The 14,052-nt window shown below is 71.2% G+C and carries 12 protein-coding genes; 3 read left to right on the forward strand and 9 right to left on the reverse strand.

All coding sequences use genetic code 11. The features are described from left to right. Window positions 1–16: 16 nt before the first annotated feature. Window positions 17–619, reverse strand: a complete 603-nt coding sequence (locus OG595_RS12540) for a M48 metallopeptidase family protein (protein WP_329271182.1) — start codon at window positions 617–619, stop codon at window positions 17–19. A 326-nt stretch (window positions 620–945) separates the two neighbouring features. Here OG595_RS12540 and OG595_RS12545 point away from each other — a divergent pair, with 326 nt between their 5' ends. After that, a complete protein-coding gene (locus OG595_RS12545) occupies window positions 946–2,157 on the forward strand; it encodes a TOMM precursor leader peptide-binding protein (RefSeq protein ID WP_329282833.1) in 1,212 nt (403 codons plus the stop codon). Beyond that, window positions 2,150–3,514 carry an ABC1 kinase family protein gene (locus OG595_RS12550; protein ID WP_329271184.1) on the forward strand — a complete coding sequence of 455 codons (1,365 nt, stop codon included), beginning with the start codon at window positions 2,150–2,152 and terminating at the stop codon, window positions 3,512–3,514. The genes OG595_RS12545 and OG595_RS12550 overlap by 8 nt, the downstream gene beginning before the upstream one ends. Before the next feature lie 7 nt (window positions 3,515–3,521). Here OG595_RS12550 and OG595_RS12555 read toward each other — a convergent pair whose 3' ends face one another. The 5 genes from OG595_RS12555 to OG595_RS12575 all read right to left on the reverse strand — a co-directional run bounded on the left by OG595_RS12555 (window position 3,522) and on the right by OG595_RS12575 (window position 7,424). Beyond that, entirely contained in the window at window positions 3,522–3,749 is a 228-nt protein-coding gene (locus OG595_RS12555) for a hypothetical protein (protein WP_329271185.1), read from the reverse strand. A 122-nt stretch (window positions 3,750–3,871) separates the two neighbouring features. Further along, entirely contained in the window at window positions 3,872–4,195 is a 324-nt protein-coding gene (locus OG595_RS12560; protein WP_164409200.1) for a hypothetical protein, read from the reverse strand. After that, window positions 4,192–4,560, reverse strand: a complete 369-nt coding sequence (locus OG595_RS12565) for a WhiB family transcriptional regulator (protein WP_189147026.1) — start codon at window positions 4,558–4,560, stop codon at window positions 4,192–4,194. The genes OG595_RS12560 and OG595_RS12565 overlap by 4 nt, the downstream gene beginning before the upstream one ends. 173 nt (window positions 4,561–4,733) lie before the next feature. Continuing rightward, complete coding sequence (locus tag OG595_RS12570; protein WP_329271190.1) at window positions 4,734–5,057, reverse strand: hypothetical protein; 324 nt, start codon at window positions 5,055–5,057, stop codon at window positions 4,734–4,736. A 171-nt stretch (window positions 5,058–5,228) separates the two neighbouring features. Then, window positions 5,229–7,424 (reverse strand): ATP-dependent DNA helicase UvrD2, encoded by a 2,196-nt coding sequence (locus tag OG595_RS12575; RefSeq protein ID WP_329271192.1) that lies wholly within the window; start codon window positions 7,422–7,424, stop codon window positions 5,229–5,231. A 184-nt stretch (window positions 7,425–7,608) separates the two neighbouring features. On the opposite strand from OG595_RS12575, the gene OG595_RS12580 reads away from it, so the two are divergent. After that, entirely contained in the window at window positions 7,609–7,866 is a 258-nt protein-coding gene (locus OG595_RS12580) for a mycoredoxin (protein WP_329271194.1), read from the forward strand. A gap of 98 nt (window positions 7,867–7,964) precedes the next feature. Here the strand turns inward: OG595_RS12580 and nudC are convergent, their stop codons facing one another. The 3 genes from nudC to OG595_RS12595 all read right to left on the reverse strand — a co-directional run bounded on the left by nudC (window position 7,965) and on the right by OG595_RS12595 (window position 14,044). After that, complete coding sequence (gene nudC / locus OG595_RS12585) at window positions 7,965–8,912, reverse strand: NAD(+) diphosphatase (protein ID WP_329271196.1); 948 nt, start codon at window positions 8,910–8,912, stop codon at window positions 7,965–7,967. A gap of 166 nt (window positions 8,913–9,078) precedes the next feature. After that, a complete protein-coding gene (locus OG595_RS12590; RefSeq protein WP_329271199.1) occupies window positions 9,079–10,488 on the reverse strand; it encodes a dipeptidase in 1,410 nt (469 codons plus the stop codon). A gap of 4 nt (window positions 10,489–10,492) precedes the next feature. Beyond that, on the reverse strand, window positions 10,493–14,044 hold the full coding sequence (locus OG595_RS12595; RefSeq protein ID WP_329271201.1) for an ATP-dependent DNA helicase: 3,552 nt from the start codon (window positions 14,042–14,044) through the stop codon (window positions 10,493–10,495). Window positions 14,045–14,052: the final 8 nt, after the last annotated feature.

Consider the following 14,052-nt stretch of genomic DNA (forward strand, 5'->3'; position numbering starts at 1 on the left):
GCCCACGGCCCGCAGGTCACTCCCCGCGCGCGGAGGGCGGATGCGGCAACCGGTCGGCGGCGACCACTCCTTCGAGGTATCCACGGGCCCGCTCGGTCCGTGGATACGCGTCGAGGAGCCGCCAGAAACGGGGCCCGTGCCCGGGCACCAGCAGATGCGCCAGCTCATGCAGGAGGACGTAGTCGACGACGTACTCGGGCATGCCCTGCAGCCGGTGCGACAGACGGATACTGCCCTCGGCCGGGGTGCACGAGCCCCAGCGCGTGTTCTGGTTGGTGACCCAGCGCACCGAGGCGGGCCGGGCGCGGCCGTCGAAGTACTGGGCCGACAGTTGCTCGGCGCGCTCGGCCAGCTCGCTGTCACCGGGCACCCGTTTGTGCTTGTTCTCCTGGGCGGCCAGTTTGTCGAGCATGACAGTCACCCAGCGCTGTTCCTCGGCCGCGGACATCCGGGCGGGGATGAGCACGACGGTGCGATCGCCCTCGCGGTACGCGGAGACCGTCCGGCGTCGCCGGTCGCTCCTGCGAACCTCGATCGCGCTCGCCCCCGAGCCGCTCGGCGGCTGGCTCGTCGTACTGCGCTGTGGGTTTCCGGCGCGGTGCAGTGGGTCGGCGGGCACGGCACGACGTTACCCGCTGTGCATGGAGGAAGTCTTGACTCCGGCGCGGTTCGGCGGCGATCCCCACCATGCGTTTGATTTGTACGACTAATACTCACCGCCTGTGGACAACTTTCGACGCCCGACGAGCAAACCGGTCATGCTGGCAATCGCCGGCGGACGAGCACTGACATCCACCGACAAACAAGGACTTTCACCGGGAACTTTCCTGACTACGGGGGCCTGCCATGCGTGCAACCACCACACCTGCGCCCGCGCCGGACACTGCTGTCGCGCTGTCGGCCACAAGCCGCTCGGACGACACCCGCCCGCGGGTCGCCCACCCGATGATGAAGGCCGCGCTGCGCAGCGGCTGGCGGGATCTGAACACGGTGCAGTTCGGGATGACACCCGCCCACGCGATGACACTCGGTCCGATGGACACGGCGACGGGCAGCTTCTTGACCCTGCTCGACGGCACACGCGGACTGCCGCGCCTCCATGACGAAGGGCACCGCATGGACCTGCCGGCCGCCCATGTCGACGGGCTGGTGGAGCGGCTGAGCGAGGCCGGCCTCCTGGACGACGCGACAGGCGGCGGCCCTGCCGTCGAGACCTTGCGCGGCAAGAAGAAGGTTCTGGAGCGGCTGGGTCCCGATCTGGCCTCCCTCTCCCTGATCGCTCGGGAACCGGGCGAGGCGATGGCACGACTGGCCGCTCGCAGGTCACTGCGCGTGCAGGTCCGAGGCGCGGGCCGGGTGGGCGCGGTGGTGGCCTCCCTGCTGGCGGGCGCCGGCGTGGGACACGTCGATGTCCGCGACGGCGGCGTGGTCGAGCCGTGGGACGTCGCACCCGGTGGCCTGCCCGTCGACTCCGTCGGCGAACGCCGCGACGAGTCCGCGCGGCGCGCTGCCCGACGGGCGGCCCCGGACCGCCCGCCACGGCGTACGGCCGCCCGGTCGCCGTCCGGCGAGCACGACCCCGGTCTCTCCCTGGTGATCCTCGCCCCGCGTGACGACCTCGCCGTGCACGCCCCGGACCCGGCCGCCGCAGAACCACTCGTGACCTCGGGCACACCGCATCTGTACGCGGGCGTGGTGGAGGGAACCGGCATCGTGGGCCCGCTGGTCCTGCCGGGCGAGACGGCGTGCGCCGGGTGTCTGGACCAGTGGCGCGTCGACCGGGACCCTGTCTGGCCACGCCTGGTGGCACAGTGGCGTTCCGCACGTCCGCGCCAGGTCAGGGCCTGCGACCTGGCCCTGGCGACGACGGTCGCGGGACTGACCGCGAGCCACGCGCTCGCCTTCCTGGACGGTAGGACACCGTCCACCGCGGGCGCCCGCTGGGAGGTCTCCGTACCCGGGCTCGACTGGCACGCGCGCCCGGTCTGGGCACACCCCGCATGCCCCTGCGGTGCAGAGGAGAAGAGTAAGAAGGAGGAACACGCCTCGGAGGACGGGGAGTCGCACGAGACAATGGCCGGGCAACGGCCGTCGACGGAGTTACGCCGTAAGGCACACACGGCGCGGCTGTCCGGAACTTGGAGGGCTCATGTCTGATCTGCCCCGGAAAGCGGTCACCCGTACCGCCAAACTGGCCGCGCTCCCGCTCGGCATCGCCGGGCGGGCGACCTGGGGACTCGGCAAACGGATCGTCGGCGAGTCGGCGGACATCGTCGGCCGTGAACTGCAGCAGCGCACGGCGGAACAGCTGTTCAAGGTGCTCGGCGAGCTCAAGGGCGGCGCGATGAAGTTCGGGCAGGCCCTGTCCGTCTTCGAGTCGGCCCTGCCCGAGGAGGTCGCGGGCCCCTACCGCGCGGCGCTGACGAAGCTCCAGGAAGCGGCCCCGCCGATGCCGACGCGCACGGTGCACTCGGTGCTGGAGGCACGGCTCGGCGCGGACTGGCAGGACCTGTTCCTGGAGTTCCAGGACAAGCCGTCCGCGGCGGCCTCGATCGGTCAGGTGCACCGCGGGGTGTGGCACGACGGACGCGAGGTCGCGGTCAAGGTGCAGTATCCGGGCGCCGGCGAGGCACTGCTCTCCGACCTGAACCAGCTGAGCCGCTTCGCCCGTCTGTTGGGGCCCCTCATCCCCGGGATGGACATCAAGCCGCTCATCGCCGAACTCCGGGACCGCGTCTCGGAGGAGCTCGACTACGGCCTGGAGGCCCAGGCCCAGCGGACCCACGCGGACGAGTTCACCGACGATCCGGACGTCGTGGTACCGGCCGTCGTCCACCAGTGCGAGCAGGTCCTGGTGACGGAGTGGATCGACGGCATACCCATGTCGGAGGTGATCACCGACGGTACGCGGGAGCAGCGCGACCGCGCGGGCCAGCTGCTGGCCCGGTTTCTCTTCTCGGGTCCCGCCCGCACCGGCCTCCTGCACGCCGACCCGCACCCCGGGAACTTCCGCCTGCTGCCCGGCGGCCCGGCCGGCAAGGACGACTGGCGTCTGGGCGTGCTGGACTTCGGCACGGTAGACCGCCTCCCGGGCGGGCTGCCCACGACGATCGGCGACTCACTGCGTCTGACCCTGGACGGCCGGGCCGAAGCGGTCTACGAAGCCCTCCGGGCGGAGGGCTTCGTCAAGGACTCGATCGACCTGGACCCCGACGCGGTACTCGACTACCTGCTGCCGATCATCGAACCGGCCCAGGCGGACGAGTTCACCTTCACCCGAGGCTGGATGCGCAGCCAGGCGGCCCGCATAGCCGACCCGCGCTCCCCCGCACACCAACTGGGCAAGCGCCTCAACCTGCCCCCGTCGTACCTGCTGATACACCGGGTGACCCTGAGCACCATCGGTGTCCTGTGCCAACTGGGAGCGACGGTCCGCATGCGCGCGGAACTGGAGGAGTGGCTGCCGGGATTCCTGCCGGAGGCCGAGGAGGAGGCCGCGGTCGCCGAGGCGTGACCCGGCTTCACCACCAGGCCGGGTCCAGCCGCCCCTCGATCGCCCTGAGGTTCTCCCGGGCACACGTGTCGCAGAGGTAGTGACGCGTTCCGTTCTCCACCGAGCAGGTCCAGGTCAGTTGCGGACTCTCGGCCCGCGTGCCGCATCGGGCACACACGACAGACCGGGGGTCCGTCGAGGAACCGCCGTCGTCACCGCCACCGGGAACGTCACTGCTACCGGGAAGACTCGTCACCAGGCGACGATATCGCCGTGACCGGCGGCGGAGAGGGCACAACGCACCGCGGGGGCCGGTCCGTTCGGACGGACCGGCCCCCGCGGGAGGCTGCTGCTGTTACTACGGAGCTGCCGTGGTCGTTACTGCATGACCGCCATGGCCAGCGCGCGGCGGGCACGCAGCGAAGCGCGCTCTGCCCGGCGCTGGAGCCGACGGGCGGTCACCACGCGGTGCGCGCGGCGTTCCCGCTCGGCTTCCTGAAGGCGGTCGTGCATATGCGCACGAGCCAAGGCTTCTGGGATGAGTTGCATCTCTCGGGTCCTGTTCTGGCGCGAGTCGTTCGCACCGGTGGTGGTGAAGTCCGGGGTCGCGGAGCCGACGGGCTCGCTGGTGGTCGGCGTCATCGGGGCCTGCTTCTTGGGGTCGTGCGTGAAGGGGCGGTCGATCGTTCCTGTGATGTTCATGCTGTGACCGGGTTCTTGCGCGGACGGCCACGGGGCCGCTTGCGGGCCACGACGACACCCTGGACGAACAGTTCGCCGCCCCAGACGCCCCAGGGCTCACGCCGCTCCTTGGCGCCGGCGAGGCAGGCCTCCATCAGCGGGCAGGTACGGCAGAGGGACTTGGCGTACTCGACATCGGCCGGCGACTCGGCGAAGAAGACCTCCGGGTCGTAGGAACGGCAGGGGACGGGTACGCCGAGGTTCTCGATGGCGTCGTCGAGCGCGGTGAGCGCAGTGAGCGGGATCAAGGTGCAGTCCTCCGTGAGGCCGGGCGGGGGGATCGTTTCGGAAGGCGGTACGGACGGGGCGTGCGCTTCGAGTTGCACGGGTTGTTTTCCTCGTCTGGTCGTTCCGGCCCTGTTGGGCCGGGTGCGGCTGGTACCGGCGGGTTTTCTCTTGTCCCGAGGCCCCTTCGCTCCGTCGTCCCCGTTCGGGGAAAACAGAAGGGCCGCGGATCCCGGATGGGGTTCCGCGGCCCTGAAGGCGCCGGCCTGATCAATCAGGCTGGATCACTCCAGGGTTCTGGCCCACGGAAGGCCCACATCGTGTGGTGCTGCGTCGTCTGCTTGAGGGATCCGGCACCGGCCGCAAAGGCATAGGCCGGGGCCTTTGCCTGTACTGCTCCTGCTTCCAGTGCCTTGCTCGGTCGCTCATTGCGCTCGCGGACAGGGAGACCCGCGAGAGACACGGAGGACGCCGGCCGGACGGCAGGAATGCCGGACAGACCGGTGCCCAGGTTCGAGACGCCGAGCATGCACAGGGAGACGGTCGAGAGATCGGTCATTTTGACCGTGCTGACAGAGCTGGTGTTGATGCTGATCACTGGACTCGCCTCCTCTCGGCGTCTTGGGGGACTGGGGTGAACCAGTCCAACGGATATACGACTATGAAGTACAGCACAGGGCCAGGGCTTCTGAGAAGACTCTGTTCCCGTGGCTAAGAACCTATGGGGATTCCCGGGGCATGCGCAAACTATTTTTCCGACGAGTTTGAATCAGTCACCGCCGACCTCCCCCTCTACTTCCTGACCTGCGCAGATGGCCAGAACATCGGATCCGTACCGGTTGAGCTTGCGCACCCCGACGCCGGGGATGCGGGCCAGATCCCCTTCCTCGTCCGGAACGGTCTCCGCGATCGCCATCAGGGTCCTGTCGGTGAAGACACAGAAGGCCGGCTGCCCGCTGCGCACCGCCTGGACCGCCCGCCACTCGCGCAGCCGCTCGTAGAGGCCCTCGTCCATGTCGGAGGGGCACTCGTCGCAGCGCATCAGCTTCATCTCGCCCGCGTCGGTCAGCGTGCGCCCGCAGACCCGGCAGCGGGCCGGGGTTCTCTGCGTCCGGCGCGGGACGGCACCGGGGCTGCTTCCGAAGCCGCGCTCGATGCCACCAGGGCCGGCGGTGCCCGTCCGGGCGGCGGTGTTGACGGAGCCGGGGCGCAGGCCGTCGAGGAAGCGGCTGGGCCGGCGGTTCGGCCGGCCCCCCGGCGAGCGGGAGAGCGCCCAGGAGACGTGGAGGCGTTCTCGCGCGCGGGTCACTCCGACGTACAGGAGGCGGCGCTCCTCCTCGATCTGTTCATCGGTCTTCGCGTAGGTGATCGGCATCATGCCCTCGGCGACTCCGACCAGGAAGACCACGTCCCATTCCAGGCCCTTGGCCGAGTGGAGGGAGGCGAGGGTGACGCCCTGCACGGTCGGGGCGTGCTGGGCGTTCGCCCGCTCGTCGAGTTCGGCGACGAGGTCGGCGAGCGTGGCACTCGACTTCGCAGCAGTGAAGTCCTGCGCGAGGTTCACCAGCGCGGCCAGCGACTCCCAGCGCTCCCTGACGGCCCCGGAGCCCGCAGGCGGCTCACTGGTCCAGCCCTCGCCGGACAGCACGGCACGGACCTGGGAGGGCAGGTCGACGACGTCGTCCAGGAGTGAGTCGTTGGCCCCGAAGCGGGCGGCGGCGCGCAGCGCGCTGATGGCCTTGCGCACCTCGGGCCGGTCGAAGAACCGTTCGGCGCCGCGCAGCTGGTAGGAAACACCTGCGTCGGCGAGCGCCTGTTCGTAGGTCTCGGACTGGGCGTTCGTCCGAACCAGGATGGCGATCTCGCTGGCCGGCACGCCGCCGGCGACGAGGTCCCGGATGCGGCGGGCCGCACCCTCGGCCTCGGCGGGTTCGTCGGCGTACTCGGCATAGGCGGGTTCGGGTCCGGGGCCGCGCTGGGAGATCAGTTCCAGGCGGTGTTCCGCGGCGCGGCCCCGGGCCTGGGCGAGCAGGCCGTTGGCGAGGTGGACGACCTGGGGCGTGGAGCGGTAGTCGCGGACCAGCTTGACGACGGTGGCACCGGGATGGCGGGTGCGGAAGTCGAGCAGATGGTCAGGAGTTGCTCCTGTGAACGAATAGATCGTCTGACTGGCATCGCCGACCACGCACAGGCTGTCCCTCTCCCCGAGCCACAGCTCCAGCAGTCGCTGCTGGAGCGGGCTGACGTCCTGGTACTCGTCGACCACGAAGTGCTGGTACTGGGAGCGGACCTGCTCGGCGATGTCGTGGCGGTCCTGGAGAACGGCGACGGTGAGCAGCAGGACGTCCTCGAAGTCGATGACGGAGCGGTCCCGCTTCAGGTCCTCGTAGGTGGCGTAGAGCTGGGCGATCTCGGCCGGGTCACGGGGTGCGACGCGGCCGGACTTGGCGACTGCGGGCACGTAGTCGGCGGGCACGGTCTGTGTGACCTTGGACCATTCGATCTCGGCGGTGACGTCCCGCAGCTCGCCCCGGTCGAGGCGGATGCGGCAGGCGGCGGCGGCATCGGCGACAAGCTGGATCTTGCGGTCGACGAGGCGGGGCATGGAGCCGCCGACGGCCTTCGGCCAGAAGTACTGGAGCTGGCGGAGCGCGGCCGAGTGGAAGGTGCGTGCCTGGACTCCGCCGGCGCCGAGCTGGCGCAGTCGCCCGCGCATCTCACCGGCGGCGCGGTTGGTGAAGGTGACGGCGAGCACGCTGGAGGGCTGGAGCATTCCGGCGCGTACGCCGTAGGCGATGCGGTGGGTGATCGCCCGGGTCTTGCCCGTACCGGCGCCTGCCAGCACGCACACCGGACCGTGCAGGGCGGTGGCCACCGCGCGCTGCTCGGGATCGAGTCCGTCGAGCACCGCGTCGGCCGAGTCCGGAACCTGCGGGAAGAGGGTGGAGTGCGTTGCTGCTGTCACACCGCCATGCTGCCAGGTCGCCGGAGACGGGTGAGCCGGTTGTCCACAGGCAGCCCCTTGCAGTCGTACTAATACGGCAGGCGTCTCCTGATACCCCATACCCCCAGCGGGAATGGCGGCCGGGCCGCGTGCGTTCCACCACAGCGAGCACCCGTCCCCCGAACTGCTGAGGAGCGCGAGAGACATGCCGGGCACTGTGACGATGTACAGCACCACGTGGTGCGGATACTGCCGTCGGCTGAAGAGCCAGATGGACCGCGAGGGCATCGCGTACAACGAGATCAACATCGAGCAGGACCCGGAGTCCGCGGCGTTCGTGGAGAAGGCGAACGGCGGCAACCAGACGGTTCCGACGGTGCTGGTGATCCCCTCGAACGACGGCCCCGAGGTCGTGATGACGAACCCGAGTCTCGCGCAGGTGAAGCAGGCCCTCGGCGCCTGACCCCGCGTTTCCTCGACCCCCGACCGGCCCGGCGGCCGTGCGGGGGTCTTCGCGTGCCCGGCGCGTCGGCGGGACCTGCTCGGGGCCGGCCTCGTGGGTCAGAGCGCGCTGTTCGGCTTCGGGAGCGGCTTGCCGTACCAGAGTTCGATCAGGCGGGCCGCGATCGAGATGCCGTACGGCGGGAGGACCTCGCCGGATTCGAAGCCCGCACGCAGGTCCTCGCGGGAGAACCAGCGGGCCTCGTGGATCTCGTCGCCGTCGACCTCGATGTCGGTGGAGGTGGCGCGGGCCATGAAGCCGAGCATGAGACTGGACGGGAAGGGCCAGGGCTGGCTGGCGACGTACTCGACCTGGCCGACGTGGATGCCGGCCTCCTCGAACACCTCGCGGCGCACCGACTGTTCGATGGACTCGCCGGGCTCGACGAAACCGGCGAGCGTCGAGAAGCGGCCCTCGGGCCAGTGGACCTGGCGGCCGAGGAGAATGCGGTCCTCCTCGTCGGTGACGGCCATGATCACGGCCGGGTCGGTGCGCGGGTAGTGCTCGGCGCCGCAGGCCGGGCAGCGGCGGATGTGACCGGCGGCGGCGATGACGGTGCGTTCGCCGCAGCGGGAGCAGAAGCGGTGCAGTCGCTGCCAGTTCTCCAGGGCCACGGCGTGGACCATCAGACCCGCGTCGCGGGGCGAGAGGAGCAGGCCGGCCTCGCGCAGGCCCGCGGGGCGCGCGGACTGGTCCATGCGGCCGGGCAGGGCGTCCTTCTGGAGGGCGAAGTAGCTGGTGCCGTCGTCGTCACTGCCGAGGAAGTAACGGTGCGCTTCGGTGAGGGGGGCTTCGAAGGAGGGGGTCATGACGAGTTCGGTACGCCCCTCGGACGTCTCGTCGATGAGGACCTGGCCGCCGGAGACCACGAAGCAGCGGGTCGTGGGGTGGCTCCACGCTGCGGCGAGCCAGGCCTCGTCGAGCCGGTGGTGTGCGGCCCGGTCGATGCCGCTGGGGGCCGTGAGCGAGATGGGACGGTCGGCGGTGTGGTCGGTCCAGGTGGTCACAGGTGCTTCCAACTCCCCCAGTGGAACGGATATTTCGGCGGTCGGTTCAGCGGGATACGGGTGGGGACGCATGGGGGGCGGCGGTTTTCGGGCGGGTTCACGTGCGTGCGGGGCCGTGCTTCCAGTCTGCCCCGGGGCGGCTGCCGGACCGGACCGCACCGGGTCGTCAGGACTCATGGCGCCAGGTCCCCGCCAGGTCGCCCCACAGGTAGGCGGTGGTCTCGACGCCCTTGAGGAGCAGGTCGATCTCCACCTTCTCGTTGGGGGCGTGCCAGCCGTCGGACGGGACGGAGATGCCCAGGAAGAGCACGGGGGCACGGAGGACGTCCTGGAGGTCGGCGGCCGGGCCGCTGCCGCCCTCGCGCGTGTAGCGGACCGGCTTTTCGAAGGCGCGGCTCATGGCGCGTACGACCGACTGCAGGGCGGGGTGGTCCAGTGGGGTCAGGCACGGGCGCGTGGCCGCCGCGAACGTGATCTCGTAGCGGATCCCGGCGGGAACGCGGGTCGCGGTCCAGTCACGGACGATCTTCTCGATGTGGTCGGGGTCCTGGCCGGCGACCAGTCGGAAGGAGAGTTTCACCATGGCCGAGGCCGGGACGATCGTCTTGCTGCCGGGGCCCTGGTAACCGCCGCCGATGCCGTTGACCTCGGCGGTGGGACGCGTCCACACGCGCTCCAGGGTGGTGTGTCCGGCTTCGCCGTGGGTGGCGTACGACTTGGCGGTGCGCAGCCACTGCTCCTCGTCGAAGGGCAGTTCGGCGAGGAGTTCGCGCTCGCGGTCGGTGGGTTCGGTGACGCCGTCGTAGAAACCGGGGATCGTCACGCGCGCGTGCTCGTCGTGCAGTGCGGCGACGAGGCGGGCGACGGCGGTCGCCGGGTTGGGCACGGCGCCGCCGAAGGAGCCGGAGTGGATGTCCTGGTCGGGTCCGTGGAGCTGGATCTCGCACTCGGCGAGGCCGCGCATGCCGGTGCACACCGTGGGGGTGTCCTCGGCCCACATGCCGGTGTCGGAGACGATCACGGCGTCGGCGGCGAGCCGGTCGGCGTGCTCCTCGACGAGGGAACGGAAGTGGACTGAGCCCGACTCCTCCTCGCCCTCGACGAGCATCATCAGATGGACGGCGGGCGCGGCGCGGCCGGTGGTGGCGAGGTGTGCGCGGACGCCGAGTGTGTGGAAGAACACCTGGCCCTTGTCGTCGGCGGCCCCGCGCGCGTGAAGGCGGTTTCCCCGGACGACCGGTTCGAAGGGGTCGCTGTCCCAGCCGTCCTCGCGGGCGGCGGGCTGCACGTCGTGGTGGCCGTAGACGAGGACCGTGGGGGCGGCGGGGTCGTCGGCGGGCCACTCGGCGAAGACCGCCGGGGCGCCCGGTGTCGCCCAGACCTCGACGGTCGGGAAGCCGGTTTCCCGGAGTTTGGCGGCGAGCCAGTCGGCACTGCGGCGCACATCGGGAGCGTGGTCGGGCTGGGCCGACACGGACGGGATGCGCAGCCACTCGGCGAGGTCGTCGAGGAAGGCGACGCGGTGCTGCTCGATGTACGTGCGGACGGCGCTGTCCGGGGCCTGGCTCATGGTCATGAGCTTATCGGCCCGCGCTGACATCCTCGTCCGGTACTTCGAACGCGGTGGGCTCGTCCAGCAGCAGCCGCTCCAGCGCGGCCCGGTCGGCGAGGTCGTCCGGCCGCACGACCTCGCCGCTGCGCACATAAAGGAAGGCGGCGCCGACGGCCTCCAGGGGGACACCCTGCTGCTCGGCCCAGGCCAGGCGGTAGACGGCGAGCTGGAGGGGGTCGGCGGTGTGGGCGCGGTGGGTCTTCCAGTCGATGATCTCGTACGTCGCTTCCTCGCCGTCGCCTTCCTTGTAGACGGCGTCGATCCGGCCCCGGACGACGCGTCCGGCGATGTCGAGCTGGAAGGGCGCCTCGACCCGGTAGGGCGTGCGGTGGGCGTACACGGTGTGCTCGAAGGCGTCCTTGAGGTCCTGAAGGTCGCGTTCGTCGGCGATCTCCGCGTCGCTGCCGGGGAGTTCCTCGGGCTCCAGCATGGGGAGCCGCAGTTCCTCGAAGCGGGCCTCGACCCAGGCGTGGAAGCGGGTGCCCCGGCGGGCGGCGGGCTGTGGCGGGCGCGGCATGGGGCGGGCGAGTTCCTGCGCGAGGGCGTCCGGGTCGGCGGCCAGGAGCATCAGCTGGGACGCGGTCAGTGTCGGGGGCAGGGGGACGTCGGTGACGCTCTCCCGCGCGCGCAGCAGTTCCCCGGTGAGCGCGTCGAGGTCGCGGTCCCAGGAGGCGACGGCACGGGCCTCCTCGGGGGTGAGACCGGCTTCGTCGGGGTGTCTGCGGGCGTGGGGCACGGCGGGCGGGCGGGGACGGTCGTGTGCGGTGTGCGTCTCCCGCGCGGGGGACGAGGTCTGTGCGGGCGGTTCAGGACGGGCCGTGGTCCAGGCGTCCCAGTCTCCGTCGTCCTCGACGGGGGAAGGGACGTCTTCGTCGAGCGGGCCGTCGTCAAGGGGCTCGTCGTCCTCGTAGGGAGGCTCGGCCCCGTAGGGAGGCTCGTCGTCCGGCGGCGGGGGCCAGTCCGGGTCGTCGTACGCGTCGGGGTCGTCGGCGGCCGCGGGGTGGCTGTCGTCGTGGAAAGCGAGGGTCTCCAGATGGGCGAGGACCGTCTCGGCGGCGGCCCTGCGGCGGCGGAACGCGTCGTCGTCCAGGGGCAGGGGCCACAGTTGGTCGGCGGTCGTCGCGTGCAGGGCCGGATTCTCCTCGTCCTCCTCCGGTTCGTCCGCCCAGGCCTCGATCTCGCCGTGCCCGGCCGTGCAGTGGTCGTGGAGTGCTCGCAGGAAGTCGGAGGGGCCGCGGGGCTTCTTCTGGGAGGGCCCCCACCAGTGGCCGGAGCCGAGCAGGAGGGAGCGGGGGCGGGTGAAGGTGACGTAACCGAGGCGGAGTTCCTCGGTGCGCTGGTGGTCCCTCATCGCCTCCTGGAAGGCCTTCATGCCACGGGAGTCCCAGGCGTCGATGTCGGGCAGCGTGTCGGTGTCGCCGCGCAGTGCGTGCGGCAGGACCTTGGCCTGCGAGGTCCATTTCTCGCGGCCCCGGTCACTGGGAAAGGTGCCGGTGACCAGGCCGGGGACAGCCACGACGTCCCACTCCAGGCCCTTGGACTTGTGGGCGGTGAGCACCTTGACGGTGTTCTCGCCGCCGGGCAGGGCGTTGTCGAGGCCCTTCTCGTACTGCGCGGCCGTGCGCAGGAAGCCGAGGAAGGCGAGCAGGCTCGCCTCGCTCTCGTGGGCTGCGAACGAGGCGGCGATGTCCAGGAAGTTGGAAAGGGTCTCGCGGCGGCGGGCGGCCAGGGCATGCGGGGACGCCGACAGCTCCACCTCCAGACCGGTGACGGCGAGCACGCGGTGCAGTACGTCCATCAGCGGGTCGGCGAGTGAGCGGCGCAGGTCGCGCAGTTCGGTGGCGAGCCGGGCGAACCGCACACGCGCGTCCGGCGAGAAGGGCAGCCCGTCGTCGTCGCCCTCGCCTCTCAGAGATGTCTCCAGGAAGGTGTCGAGAGCGTCCGCGAGCGATATCACCTCGGCGGGATCGACCCCCTCGACGGCCTCGGCGAGCCGGCGGTCGGGGTCGTCGGCGTCGCCCACGCGCGTGTGGGACACGAGAAAGCGGGCCCGGCGGCCGAGGAGGGCGAGGTCGCGGGGGCCGATGCGCCAGCGCGGTCCGGTCAGCAGCCGGACCAGGGACGCGTTGGCCCCGGGGTCCTGGAGCACCTCGCAGACGGACACCAGGTCGGCGACCTCGGGCAGGTGCAGCAGCCCGGAGAGCCCGACGACCTCGACGGGGACGTCCCTGGCGACGAGCGCGCCCTGGATCTCGGCGAAGTCGGTGGCGGTGCGGCACAGGACGGCGATCTCGCCGGGTGCCTTGCCGGTGCGTACGAGGTGGGCGATGGAGTCTGCGAGCCAGTCGATCTCCTCGGCGTGGGTGTCCAGCAGCGCGCAGCGCACCTGGCCGTCGCGCTCGGCTCCTGGTGCGGGGCGGAGGGCCTCCACGCCCGCGTGCATGGCGCGCAGGGGCTCCGCGAGGCCGTTGGCGAGGTCGAGGAGGCGGCCTCCGCTGCGGCGGTTCTCGCTGAGCGACTGGCGGGCCGCCGGCCCGCCGTCGGCATGGGCGAAGTGCTCTGGGAAGTCGTCGAGGTTGGCGACGGAGGCGCCGCGCCAGCCGTAGATCGCCTGGCAGGGGTCGCCGACCGCGGTCACCGGGTGTCCGGTGCCGCCGCCGAACAGTCCTGCCAGGAGGACGCGTTGGGCCACGGACGTGTCCTGGTACTCGTCGAGGAGCACCACCCGGAACTCGTCGCGCAGGACGCGGCCCACTTCGGGGATGTCGGCGAGCGTCGCGGAGAGGGCGATCTGGTCGCCGAAGTCGAGGAGGTCGCGCTCGCGCTTGGCGGCCCGGTAGCGGGTGACCAGTTCGGTGAGTTCACGGCGTGCCGCGGCCGTCTCGGGGACCCTGCGCAGGTCCGCGTTGGTGAGTTTGGCGCCCTCCAGGGCGCGCAGCAGTTCGGCGTCGTACGCGCGCAGTTCCCCGGGGCGGACGAGGTGTTCGGCGAGTTCCGCGTCGAGGGTCAGGAGGTCGCTGACGAGGTCCGGGAAGGAGCGCGTGAGCGCGGGGTAGGGGCCCGGGGCTTCGCGCAGTACGCGCGCGGCGAGCTGGTAGCGGGTCGCGTCGGCGAGGAGCCGGGCGGTGGGTTCGAGGCCCAGGCGCAGGCCGTGGTCCTTCAGGAGGCGGCCGGCGAAGGCGTGATAGGTCGAGATGACCGGTTCGCCGGGCGGGTTGTCGGGGTCGATGACGTCCGGGTCGGTGACGCCGGCCCGGACGAGCGCCTTGCGGACGCGTTCGGCCAGTTCACCGGCGGCCTTGTTGGTGAAGGTGAGGCCGAGCACCTGTTCGGGGGCGACCTGGCCGGTGCCGACGAGCCACACCACGCGTGCCGCCATCACCGTCGTCTTGCCCGACCCGGCTCCGGCCACGATCACCTGCGGGGCGGGCGGCGCGATGATGCAGGCCGTCTGCTCCGGGGTGAACGGGATGCCGAGGAGCTCTTTGAGCTGCTCGGGGTCGCTGATACTGGCTGGCACGTCAGAGA

The organism is Streptomyces sp. NBC_01451, assembly GCF_036227485.1.
Taxonomy (GTDB): Bacteria; Actinomycetota; Actinomycetes; order Streptomycetales; family Streptomycetaceae; genus Streptomyces.

Bases quoted from the DNA above. Each gene is read 5' to 3' on its own strand.
- OG595_RS12545 (WP_329282833.1), top strand. From the start codon at position 946: ATGATGAAGGCCGCGCTGCGCAGCGGCTGGCGGGATCTGAACACGGTG.
- OG595_RS12550 (WP_329271184.1), top strand. From the start codon at position 2,150: ATGTCTGATCTGCCCCGGAAAGCGGTCACCCGTACCGCCAAACTGGCC.
- OG595_RS12560 (WP_164409200.1), bottom strand. From the start codon at position 4,195: ATGAACATCACAGGAACGATCGACCGCCCCTTCACGCACGACCCCAAG.
- OG595_RS12580 (WP_329271194.1), top strand. From the start codon at position 7,609: ATGCCGGGCACTGTGACGATGTACAGCACCACGTGGTGCGGATACTGC.
- OG595_RS12590 (WP_329271199.1), bottom strand. From the start codon at position 10,488: ATGACCATGAGCCAGGCCCCGGACAGCGCCGTCCGCACGTACATCGAG.